The organism is Bradyrhizobium retamae, assembly GCF_001440415.1.
GTDB classification, from domain to species: domain Bacteria; phylum Pseudomonadota; class Alphaproteobacteria; order Rhizobiales; family Xanthobacteraceae; genus Bradyrhizobium; species Bradyrhizobium retamae.
Genome location: NZ_LLYA01000124.1, coordinates 12,627 through 31,827, shown reverse-complemented (window position 1 = coordinate 31,827; position 19,201 = coordinate 12,627). Strand labels below are relative to the sequence as shown.

21 protein-coding genes and 1 pseudogene are annotated in these 19,201 nt (G+C 61.7%); 14 read left to right on the top strand and 8 right to left on the bottom strand.

Annotated elements, in window-relative coordinates; genetic code table 11:
* The first annotated feature begins 37 nt into the window (after positions 1-37).
* Together CQ13_RS15420 and CQ13_RS15415 are read left to right on the top strand one after the other, a co-directional pair.
* Entirely contained in the window at positions 38-427 is a 390-nt protein-coding gene (locus tag CQ13_RS15420) for a DUF4189 domain-containing protein (protein ID WP_057843796.1), read from the top strand.
* Positions 428-544: 117 nt separating this feature from the next.
* A complete protein-coding gene (locus CQ13_RS15415) occupies positions 545-955 on the top strand; it encodes a DUF2000 family protein (protein ID WP_057843717.1) in 411 nt (136 codons plus the stop codon).
* A gap of 42 nt (positions 956-997) precedes the next feature.
* Here the strand turns inward: CQ13_RS15415 and CQ13_RS15410 are convergent, their stop codons facing one another.
* On the bottom strand, positions 998-2,047 hold the full coding sequence (locus tag CQ13_RS15410; protein ID WP_057843716.1) for an MBL fold metallo-hydrolase: 1,050 nt from the start codon (positions 2,045-2,047) through the stop codon (positions 998-1,000).
* A 365-nt stretch (positions 2,048-2,412) separates the two neighbouring features.
* Between CQ13_RS15410 and CQ13_RS43020 the strand changes: the two are divergent.
* Positions 2,413-2,517 (top strand): annotated as a pseudogene (locus CQ13_RS43020) (DUF2000 domain-containing protein); the annotation flags it as partial.
* A gap of 114 nt (positions 2,518-2,631) precedes the next feature.
* Here the strand turns inward: CQ13_RS43020 and CQ13_RS15405 are convergent.
* The 3 genes from CQ13_RS15405 to CQ13_RS44430 form a co-directional block, all read right to left on the bottom strand.
* Entirely contained in the window at positions 2,632-2,823 is a 192-nt protein-coding gene (locus CQ13_RS15405) for a hypothetical protein (protein ID WP_057843715.1), read from the bottom strand.
* 228 nt (positions 2,824-3,051) lie between these two features.
* A complete protein-coding gene (locus CQ13_RS15400; RefSeq protein ID WP_057843714.1) occupies positions 3,052-3,369 on the bottom strand; it encodes a hypothetical protein in 318 nt (105 codons plus the stop codon).
* A 94-nt stretch (positions 3,370-3,463) separates the two neighbouring features.
* Positions 3,464-3,850, bottom strand: a complete 387-nt coding sequence (locus CQ13_RS44430) for a hypothetical protein (protein WP_197427349.1) — start codon at positions 3,848-3,850, stop codon at positions 3,464-3,466.
* A 10-nt stretch (positions 3,851-3,860) separates the two neighbouring features.
* Between CQ13_RS44430 and CQ13_RS15390 the strand changes: the two genes are divergently transcribed.
* Both CQ13_RS15390 and CQ13_RS15385 read left to right on the top strand, forming a co-directional pair.
* On the top strand, positions 3,861-5,063 hold the full coding sequence (locus CQ13_RS15390) for a sulfite oxidase (RefSeq protein WP_245309192.1): 1,203 nt from the start codon (positions 3,861-3,863) through the stop codon (positions 5,061-5,063).
* Positions 5,060-5,410 (top strand): hypothetical protein, encoded by a 351-nt coding sequence (locus CQ13_RS15385; protein WP_057843711.1) that lies wholly within the window; start codon positions 5,060-5,062, stop codon positions 5,408-5,410. The genes CQ13_RS15390 and CQ13_RS15385 overlap by 4 nt, the downstream gene beginning before the upstream one ends.
* Before the next feature lie 722 nt (positions 5,411-6,132).
* Here CQ13_RS15385 and CQ13_RS15380 read toward each other — a convergent pair.
* Positions 6,133-7,086: a cyclase family protein gene (locus CQ13_RS15380; protein ID WP_197427344.1), complete on the bottom strand. Its 954-nt coding sequence runs from the start codon at positions 7,084-7,086 to the stop codon at positions 6,133-6,135.
* 211 nt (positions 7,087-7,297) lie between these two features.
* Here CQ13_RS15380 and CQ13_RS15375 point away from each other — a divergent pair, with 211 nt between their 5' ends.
* Together CQ13_RS15375 and CQ13_RS43015 are read left to right on the top strand one after the other, a co-directional pair.
* Entirely contained in the window at positions 7,298-8,386 is a 1,089-nt protein-coding gene (locus tag CQ13_RS15375; RefSeq protein WP_057843709.1) for a TRAP transporter substrate-binding protein, read from the top strand.
* A gap of 14 nt (positions 8,387-8,400) precedes the next feature.
* Entirely contained in the window at positions 8,401-8,751 is a 351-nt protein-coding gene (locus CQ13_RS43015) for a hypothetical protein (protein WP_156433690.1), read from the top strand.
* A 3-nt stretch (positions 8,752-8,754) separates the two neighbouring features.
* On the opposite strand, the gene CQ13_RS15370 is transcribed toward CQ13_RS43015, so the two are convergent.
* The gene (locus CQ13_RS15370; RefSeq protein WP_057843708.1) at positions 8,755-9,483 is read right to left on the bottom strand and encodes a CPBP family intramembrane glutamic endopeptidase; all 729 of its coding nucleotides are present in this window, start codon (positions 9,481-9,483) and stop codon (positions 8,755-8,757) included.
* A gap of 999 nt (positions 9,484-10,482) precedes the next feature.
* Between CQ13_RS15370 and CQ13_RS15365 the strand changes: the two genes are divergently transcribed.
* The 6 genes from CQ13_RS15365 (at position 10,483) to CQ13_RS15340 (ending at position 16,459) form a co-directional block, all read left to right on the top strand.
* Positions 10,483-11,190, top strand: a complete 708-nt coding sequence (locus CQ13_RS15365; RefSeq protein ID WP_057843707.1) for a TetR/AcrR family transcriptional regulator — start codon at positions 10,483-10,485, stop codon at positions 11,188-11,190.
* A complete protein-coding gene (locus tag CQ13_RS15360; RefSeq protein ID WP_057843706.1) occupies positions 11,187-11,972 on the top strand; it encodes an HlyD family secretion protein in 786 nt (261 codons plus the stop codon). Before CQ13_RS15365 ends, CQ13_RS15360 begins: the two co-directional genes overlap by 4 nt.
* Positions 11,969-12,916 (top strand): ABC transporter ATP-binding protein, encoded by a 948-nt coding sequence (locus CQ13_RS15355; RefSeq protein ID WP_057843705.1) that lies wholly within the window; start codon positions 11,969-11,971, stop codon positions 12,914-12,916. Before CQ13_RS15360 ends, CQ13_RS15355 begins: the two co-directional genes overlap by 4 nt.
* A complete protein-coding gene (locus CQ13_RS15350; protein WP_057843704.1) occupies positions 12,913-14,079 on the top strand; it encodes an ABC transporter permease in 1,167 nt (388 codons plus the stop codon). The genes CQ13_RS15355 and CQ13_RS15350 overlap by 4 nt, the downstream gene beginning before the upstream one ends.
* A 212-nt stretch (positions 14,080-14,291) precedes the next feature.
* On the top strand, positions 14,292-15,533 hold the full coding sequence (locus CQ13_RS15345; protein ID WP_082637491.1) for an adenylate/guanylate cyclase domain-containing protein: 1,242 nt from the start codon (positions 14,292-14,294) through the stop codon (positions 15,531-15,533).
* 11 nt (positions 15,534-15,544) lie between these two features.
* On the top strand, positions 15,545-16,459 hold the full coding sequence (locus CQ13_RS15340) for a PhzF family phenazine biosynthesis protein (RefSeq protein WP_057843702.1): 915 nt from the start codon (positions 15,545-15,547) through the stop codon (positions 16,457-16,459).
* 143 nt (positions 16,460-16,602) lie between these two features.
* On the opposite strand, the gene CQ13_RS15335 is transcribed toward CQ13_RS15340, so the two are convergent.
* The gene (locus CQ13_RS15335; RefSeq protein WP_057843701.1) at positions 16,603-17,067 is read right to left on the bottom strand and encodes a DUF488 domain-containing protein; all 465 of its coding nucleotides are present in this window, start codon (positions 17,065-17,067) and stop codon (positions 16,603-16,605) included.
* Between the two features lie 143 nt (positions 17,068-17,210).
* Here CQ13_RS15335 and CQ13_RS15330 point away from each other — a divergent pair, with 143 nt between their 5' ends.
* Positions 17,211-18,182, top strand: a complete 972-nt coding sequence (locus CQ13_RS15330; protein ID WP_063800088.1) for a Bug family tripartite tricarboxylate transporter substrate binding protein — start codon at positions 17,211-17,213, stop codon at positions 18,180-18,182.
* A gap of 8 nt (positions 18,183-18,190) precedes the next feature.
* Here CQ13_RS15330 and CQ13_RS15325 read toward each other — a convergent pair whose 3' ends face one another.
* Positions 18,191-19,015 (bottom strand): DUF72 domain-containing protein, encoded by an 825-nt coding sequence (locus CQ13_RS15325; protein WP_057843699.1) that lies wholly within the window; start codon positions 19,013-19,015, stop codon positions 18,191-18,193.
* Positions 19,016-19,201 lie beyond the last annotated feature (186 nt).

Below are 19,201 nucleotides of genomic sequence, written 5' to 3'. Positions count from 1 at the left end.
TTAGATTCTACCCGTTACCTCGGGGGAGGGGATTTTGATCGTTTCGACTGTCGCGGCACAGCGCCGCGCGCTGTTTGTCGTTGCATTGACACTGATACTGGCCGTCTCGAGCTATGTCACCAAGGCATGGGCGGCCGGCGCGGTCGCGATCGGCAAGTGCGGCGCTTACGGCCAGGCCTATGACTATGTCGCCGAGGCCGACGCGCGCGCCGCGGCGCTGAAGCAGTGCAAGGGCACCTGCACCGCGATCACCATGAAACGCGCCTGCGCTGCGTTCGCCGTCGACATGACCAATCCCTGCGGTCCCCACGGCTATGCCGTGAAATCCAAGATTTCGAGCTCGCTCAACGCCGCGACAAAGAAGTGCTACGAATTCGGCGGCAAAGAATGCGTGATCCGCGCCTGGGTCTGCGACGCCAAGGGGTGATTATTTTGCTATCGTCATTCCGGGGCGCGCGTTAGCGCGAGCTATGATGTTGCAATTGCACATCAGGGTTCGATGCTTCGCATCGCCCCGGAATGACGTCGTCACAGCGGAGACATCATGCAATTCGACACCAAGATCGCGGTCGTGATCCGGACCGATCTCGAAGCCTGGCAGAAGCTCAACGTCGCATCCTTTCTGGCCGGCGGCATCGCCGCCGCTTTCCCCGAATGTATCGGCGAGCCCTATGGCGACGGCTCAGGCACCAGATATCTGTCGCTGATCGGCCAGCCGATCTTGATCTACGGCGCTGACCGGCCGGCGATCTCCCGCGCGCTCGAACGCGCGCTCGCCCGCAACGTGACGCCCGCCATCTACACCGAGGATATGTTCAAGACCACGCATGACGCCGCCAACCGCGAGGTGGTGAGAACGGTGATCCGCGCAGAGCTCAACCTCGTCGGCCTGGCGATGCGCGCCGAGCGCAAGGTGATCGACAAGATCGTCGACGGGCTGAAGTTTCACAGCTAGCGGATCGATGATTCAGAGCGAGTCCTCAGAGGTTACGTGCTTTCATTGGTACGAAAGCTCTGACCGTAAATTCTGTGCCTTTCGAATGCCGAAAGGGTCTTCGCGGCGGGCCAGCGTCCGATAGGTGGCCAGATCATCTTCCTGGAGCGCCGGTCCCTCGCCACGGCGCCCAACAGAGCCCGCGCCTGACGCCAGCGGCAGCGAGGTGCCAACACCCGCATACAGGTATCGATTGCCGTAGGCCTGCTTCAACGCTGCAAATGTCGGCTCACCGGTGCAGTGGCCCGGAGCGATGTTCTCTACCTTGAACGTTTCCTTGAGCGCTACCACGGCCTTGGCAATGATCTCGTCCGATGCGACGACGAGGTGGAAACCGCCGGCGATCAAGCGAATTCTGGGATTGATCGCCGTCGCCGCCTCGACGATCTTTTCGATCCCAGGGTGCGCGCAGCCGACCACGAGCACAATGCCGTCCGAGGTGTTGATGGCCAGGGACAACTCTTTGAGCTCCCTCGTGCCGGGGGCGTCAGATACCAGTGCTATCAAGGTAACTCCTGGGGCGATTTCCGTTGTCTTATCGACAAGCTCGATGTTGGCTCGCTGCCACGCGGCGCCGAACTTCATGACTTCCGGCGGCCTGCCGTCGTAGTAGCGCATCTCGGACGGCAAAGTCTCGTCCTTGCGGTAGAAGCTCGATGGCAGCGACGAACCGTAAATGCCGAATCCTTCCCTGGGTGCGTAGATCTTAACCGTCGGATTCACGCTCAGAACATGGTTCAGGCCAGCCATGTGGTCGGAGTGACGGTGCGACAGGACGACGAAATCGATATTGGTGAGGTCAATACCCTTCGCCTTGACGTTAGCTGCGAAGATATCTGGATCGTTGCCTGTGTCGAATAGAATTCGTTTACCGGCGACCTCCACGAGCGCGGAGAAGCCCCAATCCTTCTTCATCGCGGCATCGCTGCCGAAGGCGTCGTAGAGGATGGTGATCTGGCTGTCAGGCTCAGCCGCAACGATCCTGGCAGGGGCAGCTACGGCGGCAACGCCGCCAAGTGCGACCGCAAAAAGCAATGCTGCGCGAAATTTCATGGCAATTCTCCTCTTTGAGAACGCCCCCTTGAGTTTGTTTATCGCAGCCCTGCGCGATTTCGCGATTGGAATCCCGCGCCTTGCTCGGCGCTGATCAGACGATATTTGAGCTATGCCAAAACACCGCTTACTTGTTCGACGAACCGGTCGTCGTTCCCGGTGTCATTCGCGGCTAATGCCTACGACGCTGAGGCCGTGATCAGTGCAACGCATGAGTACGCCCTATTTCCGGACGTGTCACTACGAAGGTCGCGAGGCGCGGCATAGACGCTTGGAGCAGCATCTCGTGTCAGCACCGCTGACATGCCTCAGCCAAAAAAGAGCGGGGGCCACAGCACGCATCGCTCACCCCGGGGCTTTGAGGAGTTAAAGGCGTGATCCGTGCCGAGCTCAATCTGGTCGGGCCCGCGATACGTGCGGAGCGCAAGGCGGTCGACAAGATCGTCGACGGGCCGAAGTTTCATATCTAGAGCAGTCGACCGGATAAGTTCAGAGCGGTCGGCGGCCGTTCGCTTTGATGCGCATTCCAGTGGGCCAGCGCGCCAACTGGTTCCGAAACGCAGGCTATGCCAAAGCAATCTCGCTTAGTCTTCGTCCGGCTCGCGTACGACCGGGGCTTCGTCTGCGCCCTCTTCTTCGTCCTCGTCCTCTTCCTCTTCCTCTTCGTCCTCATCGTCTTCATCAGGATCTCGAGGCGGCGTCGTGTTGCCCACGATCACGAAGGGATTGCAGTCGATCAACCTGGCAGAAGGTTTCTCGGGAATGTGTCGGGTCATGTTGGTGCTCCTTGGATGTGACCGTGTGAGCTAAGAGGCGGGCATCTCGGTCACGCCGCTACAAGCCCCGACGAACGGACATCGTTCCGACTGCGTATTCCTTCGCCAGCGGACATCATCGGGAGCGGTGACAATGTCAGCTTGTTCCAATGACAGAAATGGTGCCGTCAGACATCGCGCCGTCGTCTCCGCACAAGAGCGGACACCGAGCGGCGGCCGTCCTGGTCCTCAACTGTGCAGTCCGACAAATCCACGAAGCTTCTTGACCGTCTCGGCAGCGTCCTTGGCTTCCTCGGTTGTCAGGACGGTGATCTCGCCATTGCGCCTGTGCATGACGCTGTGGTGGATTGGTGCGCCTGAAAGGCCGTCCACCTCGGACTTCACCGCGATATCGTCGATTTCGGAGAGCGGGAACTCGACGGGCTTCTTGTTCCACAGCAACATTTTTTGCTGCAGTATCGCCTTGCCGGAATCCTTGTCGAACGTAAGCGTGGTCGAGCCCGCTTTCAGAACGAGCTTGCTCGGAGCTTCTTCGATACTAGTCATGGCAGGTCTCCGCTGTTTCCAACTTTGACTTGGCGGCTATCGGGCGATGCCTCGATAGACGACGATACTGCCCCTCAGCGACCGGTGATGATGATCACTGCCAGTACAGAAATTGCGAGCAATGCAAGTCCGACGACAAGCATGTCCCGCCTTTCTTGTGCGGCGGTCGCGTCTTGCGAATCTCGCAAGGTTTGTGGGCCCTGTCGAGCGACAAATTGACGCCAATGCCGCACGCCTCGAAGCGTAGAATCGCGCGCGGCGGCTCCTCCAGGCCGTCTTGCGGCAAGGCCGCAAAACGCGAATACTCCCGCCAGCCGGGTTTCCCGAAGGGAACTGCGGCCAAAAAGCCCGGCATAGGGGCAACGAGGGAGGATATCATGGCGCGGGAGTCCGGGCGCGATACGCCCAATGGCAACAATTTCAGTACCAGCCGGCGCAGATTTTTGGGCAGTTCAGGACTGGCTGCGATCGGCGCCGTCATCGGAGGCGCGATGCCGCTCTCACGCAACGGCAGCGGAATCCCTCAAGCCCATGCGCAGGCCGCGCCGGCCGCGCCCCCATCGGCCGCCACGCCCGCGCCGGCCAAGGGACCGCAATACCTGAAATATCCCGGCAAGCACGAAGGCCTCGTCGTGCTCGGTGAGCGGCCGCTGGTCGCCGAGACGCCGGAAAGCCTGCTCGACGATGACACCACGCCGATCGAGAAATTCTACATCCGCAACAACGGGCAGATCCCCGAGGAGACGAAGGATCCCGACGCCTGGAAGATCACCATCGATGGCGAGGTCAACAACAGCCTCGAGATCACGCTCGGCGAGTTGAAATCGAAATACAAGGCCGTGACGCGGCGCATGGTGCTGGAATGCGGCGGCAACGGCCGCTCACAGTTCTCACCGCCGGCGCGCGGCAACCAGTGGACCAATGGCGGGGCGGGCTGCGCCGAATGGACTGGCGTGCCGCTCGCCGATCTGCTCAAGAAGGCGGGCCTGAAGCCATCCGCAAAATACACTGCACATTATGCGGCCGATCTTCATCTGTCGGGCGACGCCAATAAGCCGACCATCTCGCGCGGTGTCCGCATCGAGAAGGCGATGGACCCGAACACGATGATCGTGTGGGCCATGAACGGCAAGCCGCTGCCGAACATCCATGGCGGGCCGGTACGCCTGATCGTGCCGGGCTGGTCAGGCTCGGCCTCGCAGAAATGGCTGACGCGCATCACCATCCGCGACCGCGAGCATGACGGCCCCGGCATGACCGAATTTTCCTATCGCACCCCCATCAAGCCGATGGTGCCCGGCGGCAAGGCCGATCCGGCAAACTTCCGCATTCTGGAATCGATGCCGGTGCGCTCGATCATCACCAATCCGGCCAACGGCGCCAAGTTCGCGGCCGCCACCAAGGAGCTGAAGCTGCGCGGGGCGTCCTGGGCCGGCGATCTCACCGTCAAGCAGGTGGATATCTCGACCGATTTCGGCGCGAGCTGGCAGCGGGCCACGCTCGAGAAGCCGAAGAACAAATATGATTGGCAGCGCTGGACCGCGACCTTGAAACTGCCGAGTGACGGCTATTTCGAGATCTGGGCGCGCGCCACCGATTCCAAAGGCGCGATGCAGCCGCATCAGGCCGGCTTCTGGAATCCGCAAGGCTATGGCGGCAATGCCATGCACCGCATCGCCGTGCTGGTCGGATGATGCAGCGCTTGGTGTGGCTCGCGATGGCCGGCGCGCTCTGGATCATGCCGGTCATGGCACAGACAAGCTTTGCGCCACGCGAGGAAAGTCCGGAGGAGTTTCCCGCAGGTCCCGGCCGCGACGAGACCTTCTACGCCTGCACCGCCTGCCACGGTTTCCGCCTGGTGGCGCAGCAGGGCATGACGCGCGCGCAGTGGGAGGATTCGATCAACCTGATGATCCGCCGCCACAACATGCCGCCGCTCGACGACGGGGATCGCGAAAAGGTCCTGAGCTATCTCGAGACGGCCTATCCGCCGCGCGCGCCAGCGGGCCGGGGAGGCTGGGTGAACCCGTTTGCGAAATGAGCGCTCGCGACTCACACTTCGGCCGGTGATCTCGCAGATCAGATGATTCGCTTGGGTCGTCGGACATGCGTATTTGATATTACAGCCATGTGATTGCGCCGGGCATTTTGCGCGGCGAGGTGCAAAATTGATGCATGAGTGCGAGGTATTTGGTCTCGCATTTGTTGGCACCAGTACCTATCTCTCGCATCAGGGAAGGAAATTCGCCCAAGGACAACTCCGATAAAGGAGCCATCCATGGCGAACGTACTCACCACTGGAGCCTGGTTTTCTGCCCCGACAGGGAAGCCCTCATTTTTCACCCGATTGTTGCGCGTTCAAATCGAAGCCCGTCAGCGGCGGGCTGACCGTGTCGTTGCGCAGTACCTTGCCGCCCGCGGGTCCGAACTGACTGACGGCGCCGAGCATCAGACCGGGCGTCTGCTTGCTAAAGCGGGGCGGCAGCCATGATCACACTCATCCTCGTGCGGTTGGCAACCAGGCTCGCTCGCCTTGGGAAGGAGGGTCTTGCGACGTGGCGCGAAGCCCAGCGCCTTCGCCGTCTCCTTCCGGGCCCGACCGAGGAGTAGCAAGCTATCCCGCATGAGCCAACGGGTCGCGCGAATGCGCGCCACGCGACGAGCGCAATTGCGCTCGCGCGGTGATGACAGGCTCAGCGATATGCGGGGCGCGGCCGGCCCCGCATATGGCGATGCTCGTGCGGGCTACTTGTTCGCTACTCGTTACCTCACCGCGATCGGCGACACCGTGGAGCCGGAGCCGCCCTGAATTTTGAGCGGCTGCATCACGAAGGCGAATTCTCCGACGCCCTTTTGCGCGAGCTCGTCGAGCTTGAGATTCTCCAACAGATGGATGCCGTTCACCACGAGCGCGATCTGGTGCACCGGAAGCGACAATTGCTTGTCGGGATTGGGTGAGACCTCGACCGGCCAGTTGTCGGCGCCGAGCAGCATCGGGTCCTTTGCGGCAAGCCAGAGCGCGGCCGGCACGCCGATGCCCGGGCAGGATTTCACGTAGCGCGGGTTGTCCTTGCCATAGAGCTTGCCCCAGCCGGTATGGATGATCACCGCGTCACCGGGCTGCAGCGTCAGGTTCTGCTTCTTCAGGGCGCCTTCGAGATCTTCCACGGTGATTTCGTAATTGTCGCCCAGCATCTCGACGCCCTTGAAGCCCGCGACGTCGATCAGCACGCCGCGCGTGAACAGCGTGCCCACATTATGGATTCCAAACTTCTTGAATCCGGTGCGATCTGAGTTCTCGTCTACCTTCTGGCAGTTGTACCAGCTATTGAGATGGGTCTGGTGCGCAAAGCCGTCGAACTGCGTGCCGACCTGGCCAAGCTCGGTAATGATGATCTCTTCGTTCGAGCCACGCATGTTGGAGAACTGGTTCATGAACGTGCGCTTGGTATGCATGTCGAAGCGCCGCGTTCCGAAGAACGCCATGCTCGGACCGAGCACGTGCGCCAGCTCGATCACCTCGCCGGTCTTGATCAGCTTCGCTGCGTTCATCACGGCCGCGGGCTTCTGGTGATTGGCCGAACCGCGCTCGTCGGCCGCGCCCCATTTCGACGGACAGCGTTGGCTTTCGGACGGAACGGTCCAGGTCGGTGCTTGCGCGTAGGCAGCGGCGGAAAATGCGAGCGCGATCGCCGCACCCAATGTGAATGCTTTCATCGGTAACCTCCCAGGAGAGGGCGCTCTGGAGACGGCACCCCTAGGATAAATAATGCTGGTCCGATTGAAGCGGTTCAAGCGACAATTCGCCTGATGACGATGAGGTTGTGCTTTCACGCATGCCTCGAAGTCCGTTATGATGAGATCAAACGGACGCGGAAGGCGCTTTGCCCCACGCCTATCGACTTTCATCTGAGGGAGTAAGCACATCATGAAACGCCGTACGTTCCTCAAAGGCAGCGCCGTGGTCGGCGCGACGACGCTGGTTGCGGCACCTGCGATCGCGCAAGCAGCGCCCGAGATCAAATGGCGTTTGACCTCGAGCTTTCCGAAGTCGCTCGAAACCATCTTCGGCACCGCGCAGACCTTTGCAAAGTACGTGGCTGATGCCACCGACAACAAGTTTCAGATTCAAACCTTTGCGGCAGGCGAGATCGTGCCCGGCCTGCAGGCGCTTGATGCGGTGAGCTCCTCGACCGTCGAGATCGCGCAGACGCCGCTCTATTTCTACATCGGCAAGGAGCCGGCGCTGGCCTATGCGACGGGCGCGCCCTTCGGCATGAACCATCGCCATCAGCATTCCTGGTGGACGTTCGGCGGCGGCGCTGATCTCTGCAACGAGGCGCTGAAGCCTTTCAAGGCGCACGCGATTCTGTGCGGCAATTCCGGCACGCAAATGGGCGGCTGGTTCCGCAAGGAAATCAAGACGGTCGACGACCTCAAGGGCCTCAAATTCCGCATCGCAGGCATGGGCGGCCATGTGCTCGCAAGGCTCGGCGTCGTGCCGCAGCAGATCGCGGGCGGTGACGTTTATCCGGCGCTCGAGCGAGGAACGATCGATGCCGCGGAGTTCGTCGGTCCCTATGACGATGAGAAGCTCGGCTTCTACAAGGTGGCGAAGTACTACTATTTCCCCGGCTGGTGGGAAGGCGGGGCCATGCTGCACATGGCCGTGAACGACGAGAAGTGGAATGCGCTTCCCAAGCCATACCAGGCGATCCTCAACCAGGCCGCTTCGGCAGCCGGCGCGTGGATGATCGAAAAGTATGACAGCGTCAATCCTGCCTCCCTGAAGCGGCTTGTCGCCAATGGCGCGGAGCTGCGCGCGTTTCCGCAGCCGGTCATGGAAGCCTGCTACAAGGCCACGCACGACCATCTGAACGAAATCGCCGAGAAGAGCCCGCTGTTCAAGAAGACCAAGGAGAGCCACGACGCCTACATGAAGGAAGTGCTGTTCTATACGCAGATCGCGGAAAACTACTACGACAACTACCTGCTCAGCAAAATGCGCAAGGGGTGAGGTGCGCGTCATCGATGTCCGATCGCCGGCGGCACCGTGAACAACATGCTGCGTGTTTCGGTAGCCGCCATATTCGCTTTGGTGGCGGCATCTGTCGTGACCTTGATATCGACGGCCGCGCTTGGAACCTGCAACACGACGCTGCGAGGAGAACTCGTGGCGGACGACAATCCAAAGCAACGCTTTCGCGTCGTTCCTCAGAAGTGGCTATTTTTTCGCTCGGTGAAATGGTGCAAGAGAACGGCTACACCGTGGAGAAGATCTTTCAGTCGTTTAGGTTCGTGAATACCAAGACGACGTTTCCCATTCCGTTCGCGAGCGACATCCGGCGCCGGGCGCGATGGACCACTTTGTCCGGTCGCTAGCGCTCAACTTGGCAGCAGGCCAAGATTTATCGCCAGAAAAGCAGGACCGTTGATACTGCCATGCACCACGATGCCCACGCACGTATTTTGCGAGCGTTGGACCGACCACGGAATAACAAACACAACGGGCAAGAGAACCAACAAGACTCCGGGGCCAAAACTGAAGTGGAACGCTCCGTGAAGCACGCCTTGAACGATCCAGGTGTTAGCCCCGAATACGGGCTCCTGGCGCGGTTGGATAAACCCACGCCACCACAACTCTTCTCCGATGATATTGACCGCGAAGAATGGCAGCCATACCGCAAGCAGATAAAGCTGGTCGGTCGCGAGCGGCTTAAAGTGTATGAAATCAGGCTGGGTTGGCAGTTGCGGCCAGACCAATACATTCAACGCGTGTAAGCCCGCAATTGCAGCAATTGTGCCACCTATGGCCAGCCCGGTCAGCCGCCAATCGCTAGATGTCATCTTGCGAACCCGCAAGTGTTCGAGGAGTCTTGCCTGCGAGGTTGATTGGATAGCCACTGCTCCGCCAACGAGGGCGGCAGCCAAGAGGGGCCCCAATACAAGTCCACCGGCAAAAAACCACGCCAGCAACGGTTCCCAGCCGCGAGCTAACAGGCGCGGCATCAACGCATGGGTTGCAAGCCAGAGCAGAGCCGCCGGTATGCCAAACAACACCACCGATGGTACGATTCCGATCCGATTCGGAATCTTTGCCCGTTTGATGTCCATTCGATTTTATCGGCGCTTCAGCCTTCGTCTCGCTAGGGTAGGCTGGTTCGGAAAGTATGTCACTGCGGCTCGGGCAGATATGCTACCCTGCCTGCGGTTGGTTAGATCCGGACGGCTCTTCAACGGCAGGTTATCAGCCCAGTCGCGCAAATATGCGTCAGAAGCGCACTTACAACTTGCGCGAGCGCTTGCGCCAAAAATCTAATTTGCTGAACAGATTCAAGCTGATTTGGGTCGTCCAGTCTGTCCCGCAAATATATTCCGCTTCCACATCACCCCAAATCAGTAGTTTCCTCCGCGCTGTCCCGCCTCGACAAGAGGGGCGTATCGCGGTCGTCACGAACGCGAGGCGGGATGCGGTGGACGCGAGGGCGTCGGCGCGCAAAGTGGTTGCAGGGCGAGATCAAACTCGTGAGCGGCTCACGGCACGCAAGATGAACGACGCTCGTTGCGTACGGCAAAACCGTGTGGTCCTGACACCCGTGGCTGGTGCCAAGCTGCCGGTGGCGAACTCGATCCAACCGGATCGATTTGGCCATCAAGCCCGCAGTGATGGAGGCAAGAGGAATTCGTCTCCAGGGAGAGCACGGCATAAGCCGTCAAACCATTGCGCAGGGAATGCCGGAGTGCTCCGGCTGTACCTGTATGCTCGTGTGCGCATCTCTTAGCGCTTACTGCACACGAGACCGCGGGTGCGAGCCAGCACCCGGCATTCCCTGCACCCTCTCGTTTTGAGGGAAAAGGTTAGACAAACCTCGGGCGCAATTCGCGTCGCGAGAACGCGAAACTGTATCCACCGTCATCGCGACGCGTTGGCTCGCAATGACCGGGGAAGGGCCGCGGCTTTGGCGGATACCCCACATATGCGGGATGTGATGCTTCCTCGGTGACACGCAGAATCTTGCGCCGGCATTTCGCGGACTCTCGGTAACGTCCATGTGAAAACCTCGGCTCTGCCCGAAATTGACAATGACTGACTAGTCAGTCATTTAATAGAACATGACAAATGAAGCCACCAAAAGCGCCAGGAAATCCGCTCCGAAGCCGGCCGATCGCCGGGCCGGGGCGAGGGCACCGGCCTCCTCGAAACCCAAGCCGGCCTCCAACCGCGCCGAGCGCGCTGCCGAGCGGCGCGGGGCCATCATCGCGGCGGCAATGGACGAATTCATCGCGCGCGGCTTTGCGGCGACACGGCTCGACGACATCGCCAAACGCGCCGGCGTCGCCAAGGGCACGATCTACCTGCACTTCAAGGACAAGGAATCGATGTTCGAGGAATTGATCCGGACCGCCATCGTGCCGCTCGTCACCCGCCTTTGGGCGACGCCCCCGCAGCCCGGAGCATCGGTGCGCGACATGGTGGAGGGCTTTGCCAAGACCTTCATCGAGGAGGTGGCCACCACGCGGCGCGGCGACCTTGTGCGGCTGATCGTTGCCGAAGGCCCGCGATTTCCCGAGGTCGCCGACTTCTATTACCGCGAAGTGGTGTCGCGAGGCCTTGCAGGCATGCGCGCGCTGATCGAACTCGGCATCGCGCGTGGCGAGATCCAACACAAGAACCTGGCGCAGTTTCCGCAAATCATGGTGGCGCCCGCGCTCATCGCCGTGATCTGGCAGAGCCTTTTCAGCAGACATGCGCCACTGGATGCTCTCGAAATGTTTCGGGTGCATCTCGATCTGATTTTTGGCGAACGGAGGACGGCATGACTTCGTCGCGAACGATAGCGATCCTGGCTGCGCTAGCGCTCGCCGTCGTGCTCTCAGGCTGCAAGGAGCGCAGGGATCCGGGCTTCCAGGGCTGGGTCGAGGCCGACATGATCTTTGTCAGCCCCGACGAATCCGGTCGCGTCACCAAGCTCAACGTGCGCGAAGGCGACGAGGTGAAACCCGGCATGCAGCTCTATACCGTCGACGACGATTTGCAGCAGGCCGACCTCAATCAGAACAAGGCGACGCTCGCCAATGCGCAGCAGACCTATGACCGCGCGGCGTCGCTGAGCAAGACCGGCTCCGGCACGCAGGCCAACCTCGATTCGGCAACCTCGGCGTTGCGCGTCGCGGAAGCCCGCGTCAATACTTCGCAGACTCGCCTCGCGCGGCGGAGCGGCTTCGCGCCGGTCGGCGGCACCATCCAGCAGATCTATTTCCGCGAAGGCGAAATGGTGCCGGCGCAACGGCCGGTACTGTCGATCATGCCGCCCGGCAACATGAAAATCCGCTTCTTCGTGCCGGAGACAGAACTGCCGAAGCTTGCGATCGGCGACGAGGTAAGGGTGACCTGCGACAATTGCGCGCCCGATCTCACCGCAAAAATCTACTTCATCGCGACGACGGCGGAATACACCCCGCCGGTGATCTACAGCCTCGATGAACGCAACAAGCTGGTCTACCTGATCCAGGCGCGGCCGAACCGGCCAGACGTGTTGCGTGTCGGCCAGCCGATCAGCGTATTCCTCAACGCCCGGACGCCGGTAGCGGAGAAGAAATGAGTTCGGTTTCGACGACATCTGCCGCGGATATCGCCATCAAGGTCGACGGGCTGTCGAAATCGTTCGGCGGCCGCGAGGTCGTGCATGACCTCTCGATGCAGGTGAAGCGCGGCTCGATCTACGGCTTCCTCGGGCCGAACGGCTCCGGCAAGACCACCACCATCCGCATGCTGTGCGGGCTATTGACGCCGGATGCCGGCGAGGGCACCTGCCTCGGCTACGACATCCGCCGCGACGCCGACAAGATCAAGCGCCTGGTCGGCTACATGACACAGCGCTTCAGCCTGTATCAGGATCTCTCGGTCCGCGAGAACCTCGAATTCGTCGCGCGGCTCTACGGAATGCGCGACGCGCGCGGCGCTGCACGTGACATGATCCGGCGGATCGGCCTGAACGGCCGCGAGGAGCAGCTTGCCGGCGAACTGTCCGGCGGCTGGAAGCAACGGCTCGCGCTCGGCGCCTGCACGCTGCCTAATCCCCAACTGCTGCTATTGGACGAGCCGACCGCCGGCGTCGATCCCAAGGCGCGGCGCGATTTCTGGAACGAGATCCATGCGCTTGCCGCCGAAGGGCTGACGGTGCTGGTCTCCACCCACTACATGGACGAAGCCGAGCGCTGTCACGAGATCGCTTACATCGCCTACGGCCACCTCTTGGCGCATGGCACGGTGGACGAGGTGATCGCGAAATCGGCGTTGTCGACCTACACGGTTTCCGGCGACGACCTCAACGGGCTCGCGGCCGAGCTCGCAGGCAAGCCCGGCGTCGATATGGTGGCGCCGTTCGGCACCAGCCTGCACGTCTCAGGACGCGACAAATCCGCGCTGGAGACAACCATCGCGCCTTATCGCGATAAGAGGGGATGGCGCTGGGAGGACAGCGAGCCGTCGCTGGAAGACGTGTTCATTGATCTCATGAACCGCTCAAAGGACAATTTCCAATGAGTGCAACCGATGCTGCCAGCCAAAATCGCGGCGTGCCGGAGCCTGCTTTCGGCTTCTGGCGGCGCAGCTATGCGATGCTGGTCAAGGAATTCATCCAGCTCCGCCGCGACCGGGTCTCCTTCGCGATGATCGTGATGATCCCGGTCATGCAGTTGTTGCTGTTCGGCTATGCCATCAACACCACGCCGCGCCATCTGCCGACGGCGGTGCTGATCCAGGAGGATAGCGATCTGGCGCGCTCGGTGCTGAAGGCGCTGGAGAATACCAAATATTTCCGCTTCACCCGCGAAGTACACAGCGTCGCCGAGTTCGACGATCTCCTGCAGTCCGGCAAGGTGCTGTTCGGGGTCGAGATCCCGCGCGGCTTCGAACGCGCGGTGCGGCGCGGCGACCGCCCGGCGCTATTGGTCGCGGCTGATGCGACCGATCCGGTCGCGGCCGGCTCCGCGCTGGGCACGCTCGGTGCAGTAGTGCAGACCGCGCTCGCGCACGACCTTCACATCGGTGATCCGCCCGCGATGCCGTTCGAGATCAGGGCACATGCCCGTTACAACCCGGCCGCGGAATCGCGGCTCAACATCGTGCCGGGCCTTGTCGGCACCATCCTGACCATGACCATGCTGATTTTCACCGCGCTGTCGGTGACGCGCGAAATCGAGCGCGGCACCATGGAGAGCCTGTTGTCGATGCCGATCAGGCCGGTGGAAGTGATGTTCGGCAAGATCATTCCCTACGTGATCGTCGGCTTCATCCAGGCCTCGCTGATCGTCGGCATCGGGACCTTGCTGTTCGGGGTGCCGATTCTCGGCAGCGTGGCGCTGCTAGCGGCGCTGACGACGCTGTTCATCACCACCAATTTGTCGATCGGCTACACCTTCTCCACCATCGTGCAGAACCAGTTGCAGGCGATGCAGATGTCGATGATGTTTTTCCTGCCGAGCATTCTGTTGTCCGGCTTCATGTTTCCGTTCGCCGGCATGCCGGTGTGGGCGCAGTATCTCGGCGAGGCACTGCCACTGACCCATTACATCCGCATCGTCCGCGCCATCATGCTGAAGGGCGCGGGTCCTTCCAACCTGCAATACGACACGATTGCACTCATTGTACTGATGCTGGTGGCAATGACGATCGCGGTGACGCGCTTCCGCCGCACGCTCGATTGAGGCATATAGTCGATGTCAGTTGATCGACGTCATTCCGGGGCAATGCGAAGCATCGAACTATGGTGCGCAATTGCGCACCTGAGAATCTCGAGATTCCGGGTCTGGTCCTTCGGACCATCCCGGAATGACAAGGGAAGAAAACAGTGAGGTTCTGGGGCAGGAAGACGAAGGAGCAAGAGCCGGCGGTGTCGGCCGACTTCCAGCGCGCGTTGATGCAGGAAGTGATGAAGACCGAGCTGCTCCGCATCAAGGCGCTGATCGCAACCACAGCGCTCTTGGCGCTCATTCTCTGGACCGTCTACCTGGTTGCACCCGAGGCGGTGAGCCGCGTGTGGCACGGCAATCTCAAGCCGCATTATCTTTATTCGATCATCGTGCCGTTCATCCTGTTCGAGCTGTGGGTGCATGGGGCGATCGCCCGCCACATGCGTCAGGGGCGCGACCTGCCGATATTCCGGCGCTATTTGGGCGCGCTGATCGAGACCTCGATGCCGACGATCGCGCTGGCGCTGCACATCAACAGCATGGGGTCGGTCGCGGCGCTGGGCTTCGTGGTGCCGCTGACCTATTTCATCTTCATCATCCTCTCGACGCTGCGGCTGGACTTCTGGCTCTCCACCTTCACCGGCGCGGTCGCCGCCGTTCAACTGTTTTGCATGGCGATGTTCTACCACCCGCCGACCGGCGTAGAGGCCGAGCCCAGTATCTACTATCACGCTGCGCGCAGCCTGATCATCTTGATCTGCGGCGTGCTCGCTGGTGCGGTCGGGCACCAGTTGCGGCGGCAGTTCGAGGCGAGCATCAAAGCGGCGACCGCGCGCGACCGCATCACCAATTTGTTCGGCCAGCACGTCTCACCGCAGGTGGTCGAACGCTTGATGGCCGAGGGCACCAAAACCGACAGCGACATCCGCCGCGTGGCGGTGATGTTCGTCGATTTCCGCAGCTTCACCGCCGGCGCGCGCACACGCACGCCGCAGGAAGTGGTGGATCGGCTCGATGGCGCCTTTGCCGTCCTGGTCGACATTCTCGATCGCCACGGCGGCATCGTGAACAAGTTCCTCGGCGACGGATTCATGGCGTTGTTCGGCGCGCCGCTGCAGGCGCCGGATCCGGCGCACCGCGCGGTCGCCGCGGCGCGCGAAATGCTGGAAGCCAATGCGCGGATTAACGAGGCGGCGAGCTGGCCGCTGCGCATCGGCATTGGCATTCACCTCGGCGAGGTCGTCGCCGGCAATATCGGCTCGCCCCGGCGCAAGGAATACACCGTGATCGGCGACACCGTAAACTTCGCCTCGCGGCTGGAAGCGCTCAACAAGGATTTCAACTCGCAATTCCTGATCTCCGAAGCGGTTCGCGACGCGCTGGGCGAAGCATGCCGCGATGCCGTCTCGCTCGGCGAGGTGGAGGTCAGGGGCTATGAGCGGCCGATGGCCGTGTGGCGGTTGGCATAGGGAGAGAAAGAATGCAGAAGCGTTATATCACTGTAGACGTTTTCACCGACCGCGCCTTCGGCGGCAATCCGCTGGCCGTCGTGCTCGATGCCGGCGGGCTGTCGACCGAACAGATGCAGGCGATCGCCACCGAGTTCAACTATTCGGAAACGACCTTCGTGCTGCCGCCGCGCGAGAGCGCGAACGACGCGCAGGTTCGCATCTTCACCGTGAACCGGGAGATACCCTTTGCCGGCCACCCCAATGTCGGCACCGCCTTTGTGCTGGCGACGTTGGCAGCAAAGCCGCCGGCGCGGCTATTGTTCGAGGAAAAGGCTGGCCTCGTGCCGGTCGAGATTCTGACGGATCATGGCAAGGTCGTCAGCACCGAATTCACGGCGCCGCAGCCGCTCAAGCGGATGTCCGATGTCAGTGTCGAACAAGCGGCGGCCTGCCTCTCGTTATCGGCTGGCGACGTCAAGACAGACCGTCATCCGCCGCAGGTCATCTCGGTCGGCCTGGCCTTCCTCGCGGTGGAAGTGGCCTCCCGCGAGGCGCTGCGGCGTGCCAGGCCGGATGCCGCGGCGTTCGCAAAAACCTTCCCGTGCGATGGCAGCGACGCCGTCTACTTCTATACGCGCGACGTGCCGGCCGATGAAAGGCCGTGCGATTTGCAGGCGCGAATGTTTCATCCTGGCGCCAGTGGATTGTCCGAAGATCCGGCCACCGGCAGCGCGACGGCCGCCTGCGCGGCGCTGCTTGCCGATCTCGACCCCACCAAGGACGGCGAACTGAAATTGCGGATCGGGCAGGGCGTCGACATTGGCCGGCCGAGCCTATTGCTGACACGCGTCCGCAAAGAGAATGGCGTGATTTCGTCCATTCACGTCGGCGGCAGCAGCGTGAAGATGATGGAGGGCACGTTGCAGCTAGACGGGAAGGGGTGATGTTTTTCCGTCATTCCGGGGCGATGCGACACCATCGAACTATGGTGCGCAATTGCGCACCTGAGAATCTCGAGATTCCCCGATGCGCAATTGCGCATCTGAGGTCTGGTGCTGACGCACCATCCCGGAATGACGGAGAGGCCCTAAACCTGAGGCGCGACCAGATTTTCAACCTTCACGCCGTCGCGATCCTCGATGATCTCGGCAATCCATTGGCGGTGACAATGAGAATGGTCGCGCTCATAACAGAGAATGCAGACGGGTCCCGATTGCTTCACCAGCGCCGAAAGCTCGTCGAGCTCCTCCTTGGCCTGAGCGGTCTTCAGGTGCTTGGAATAGATCCTGTGAAGGAGATCGAACTTGCCGCTGCGCGCCGCCTCGCGGCCCTCCTTCGGCGTTCCCAGGCCCTTCAGGTGCAGATAGGAAATGCCGCGCTCGTCGAGGCCGGCCGCGAGCTGAGTTTTGGAGAAGCCCGGCCGCCGCGAGGAAGCAACGGCGCGCACGTCCACCAAGAGCTTGACGCCCGACGCTTCCAGCTCGTCGAGCACAGCCTTCGCCGGCGTTTGCTCATAGCCGATGGTGAAGAGGCGTTTGGTCTTGCGAGCCATGTCGATATCCGGTGCGTTGATCTGTCATCGGGAAAGCTAGGATCGTGCGAGGATGATTTCCATATGCCGCGTTGCCGCCGGGCGCGGCATGTCGCATAGTCCCTGCAAAGAGCCTCTCGAAGGCCGCATGCACGGGGGACACGATGAACCGATTTTGCCGGACACTGGCAGGGCTGCTCGTGCTTGTCGTTTGTGGCATTGCCGCAGCGCACGCCCAGACAAGCTATCCCGATCGCCCGGTGAAGATCATCGTCCCGATCGGGCCCGGCGGCAGTTACGATCTGGTCGGGCGGCATGTGGCGGATGCGCTGTCGAAGCGGATGGGGCAGGCCTTCGTGGTCGAGAACAAACCCGGCGCCGGCACCGTCGTCGGCACGCAGGCCGCCAGCCAGAGCGAGCCGGACGGCTACACCCTGGTGGTCGGCGGGCTCTCGAACATGGCATTCAATTCGGCGCTCTATTCCAAGCTCGGCTACGACCCACGCAAGGATTTCGTGCCGGTCGCGCTGGTCTACAAATTCGGCTACGTCATGGTCGGCCGCAAGGATTTGCCGCACGGCAAGCTCGCGGACATCGTGGCTGCCGCAAAGGCCAACCCCGGCTCGATCTCGGTCGCGACGGCTGGCGTCGGCACCGGTCAGCAACTGGTAGCGGCTGCCTTCATGAAGGCTGCGGGCGACAAATTCCTGGAGGTGCCCTACAAGGGGTCTCCGCCGGCCTTCACCGATCTGCTGGCCGGCCGCATCGACCTGTTCTTCGACTCAATCGCCGCCGGGCTGCCTTACGTGCAGTCCGGGCAGGCGCGGGGCATTGCGGTGCTGTCCTCGAAGCGCAGCCCGCTGGCCCCTGATGTGCCGACCATGTCTGAGGCTGGCGTGCCCGGCCTCGACGTCGATTCCTGGCTCGGCATTTTCGCGCCGGCAAAGACGCCGCCGGACGTCATCGCCAAACTGCGCCGGGAAATCCGTGCCTCGCTGCCCGAACTCAAGGAGCGCTTCGAGAAGAGCGGCGGCGAGCCGTGGGATTTGCCTGACCACAAGCTCGATGCGTTCGTCGCGTCCGAATACGACACCTGGACGAAACTGATCCGCGAGGCCGGCATCAAGCTCGACTGAGCGTTTGATTATTTTACGCGCTCGATCAGCTCCATCGCACCCGCAGGCGCACGCAGCTTGCCTTCGTGGATCACATACGCGAACACGTCGCGCGGCATCTTGTTCGGCTTGGCCTTGTCGACGCGCGGCAGGTCGTCGGGCTCGCCGCCGGCGGCCCAGGCCTGAAAGCGCTTGGCCCAGGCGTCGAGCTGCTTCGGCGGATAGCAGGTCTTGAGCTCGTCATTGCCCTTCTGCAGCCGCGCATAGACGAAATCGCTGACGACGTCGGCGATCGCTGGATATTTGCCGTGCTCGGCGAATACGACCGGCGTCTCGAATTGTCGCAGCAATGCGATGAACTCCGGCACGCAGAAACTGTCATGCCGCACCTCGACCACGTGGCGCAGCGCGCGGCCGTCGAGTTTGCGCGGCAGCAGTTCGAGGAATTTGCCGAAATCGGCCTCGTCGAATTTTTTGGTCGGCGCGAATTGCCAGAGCACCGGGCCGAGCCGGTCGCCAAGCTCTATCACGCCGGAATCGTAGAAGCGCTTTACGGAATCGCCGGCCTCCGCCAGCACACGACGATTGGTCGCGAAGCGCGGTCCCTTCAATGAGAACACGAAGCCGTCGGGCACTTCACGCGCCCATTTGCGAAAACTCTCCGGCTTCTGCGAACCGTAATAGGTACCGTTGATCTCGATCGAGGTCAGCTTCGAGGCGGCGTAGGACAGCTCTTTCGCCTGCGCCAGCTTCTCGGGATAGAACACGCCGCGCCACGGCTCGAAGGTCCAGCCGCCGATGCCGATATAGATGCTGCCGCTGCTGGTTGCGGTCGACTTCGAGGGCTTGCTCACTGGAAGACTCTTCGGAAAGGGGGAGGGCTCCGAGCGATGTTAGCCAAACCGGCTGTGATTGGCCAGTTTGTCGCAGCGGACGACAAGCTTTCGGAAACCAGAGATAGCGCGCAGTGACGGCCGTAGAGTTGGATGCAGATGTTTCTGCGGCGAACAATCATGTGGGGCCGGGCGGGCAGGGCCCCG

Bases quoted from the DNA above. Each gene is read 5' to 3' on its own strand.
- CQ13_RS15375 (WP_057843709.1), top strand. From the start codon at position 7,298: ATGAAACGCCGTACGTTCCTCAAAGGCAGCGCCGTGGTCGGCGCGACG.
- CQ13_RS15380 (WP_197427344.1), bottom strand. From the start codon at position 7,086: ATGAAAGCATTCACATTGGGTGCGGCGATCGCGCTCGCATTTTCCGCC.
- CQ13_RS15350 (WP_057843704.1), top strand. From the start codon at position 12,913: ATGAGTGCAACCGATGCTGCCAGCCAAAATCGCGGCGTGCCGGAGCCT.
- CQ13_RS15330 (WP_063800088.1), top strand. From the start codon at position 17,211: ATGAACCGATTTTGCCGGACACTGGCAGGGCTGCTCGTGCTTGTCGTT.
- CQ13_RS15365 (WP_057843707.1), top strand. From the start codon at position 10,483: ATGACAAATGAAGCCACCAAAAGCGCCAGGAAATCCGCTCCGAAGCCG.
- CQ13_RS15390 (WP_245309192.1), top strand. From the start codon at position 3,861: ATGCCGCTCTCACGCAACGGCAGCGGAATCCCTCAAGCCCATGCGCAG.
- CQ13_RS15340 (WP_057843702.1), top strand. From the start codon at position 15,545: ATGCAGAAGCGTTATATCACTGTAGACGTTTTCACCGACCGCGCCTTC.
- CQ13_RS15360 (WP_057843706.1), top strand. From the start codon at position 11,187: ATGACTTCGTCGCGAACGATAGCGATCCTGGCTGCGCTAGCGCTCGCC.
- CQ13_RS15345 (WP_082637491.1), top strand. From the start codon at position 14,292: ATGCAGGAAGTGATGAAGACCGAGCTGCTCCGCATCAAGGCGCTGATC.
- CQ13_RS15400 (WP_057843714.1), bottom strand. From the start codon at position 3,369: ATGACTAGTATCGAAGAAGCTCCGAGCAAGCTCGTTCTGAAAGCGGGC.
- CQ13_RS15385 (WP_057843711.1), top strand. From the start codon at position 5,060: ATGATGCAGCGCTTGGTGTGGCTCGCGATGGCCGGCGCGCTCTGGATC.
- CQ13_RS15405 (WP_057843715.1), bottom strand. From the start codon at position 2,823: ATGACCCGACACATTCCCGAGAAACCTTCTGCCAGGTTGATCGACTGC.
- CQ13_RS15410 (WP_057843716.1), bottom strand. From the start codon at position 2,047: ATGAAATTTCGCGCAGCATTGCTTTTTGCGGTCGCACTTGGCGGCGTT.
- CQ13_RS43015 (WP_156433690.1), top strand. From the start codon at position 8,401: ATGTCCGATCGCCGGCGGCACCGTGAACAACATGCTGCGTGTTTCGGT.
- CQ13_RS15415 (WP_057843717.1), top strand. From the start codon at position 545: ATGCAATTCGACACCAAGATCGCGGTCGTGATCCGGACCGATCTCGAA.
- CQ13_RS44430 (WP_197427349.1), bottom strand. From the start codon at position 3,850: ATGACGGCGCCGATCGCAGCCAGTCCTGAACTGCCCAAAAATCTGCGC.
- CQ13_RS15355 (WP_057843705.1), top strand. From the start codon at position 11,969: ATGAGTTCGGTTTCGACGACATCTGCCGCGGATATCGCCATCAAGGTC.
- CQ13_RS15370 (WP_057843708.1), bottom strand. From the start codon at position 9,483: ATGGACATCAAACGGGCAAAGATTCCGAATCGGATCGGAATCGTACCA.
- CQ13_RS15335 (WP_057843701.1), bottom strand. From the start codon at position 17,067: ATGGCTCGCAAGACCAAACGCCTCTTCACCATCGGCTATGAGCAAACG.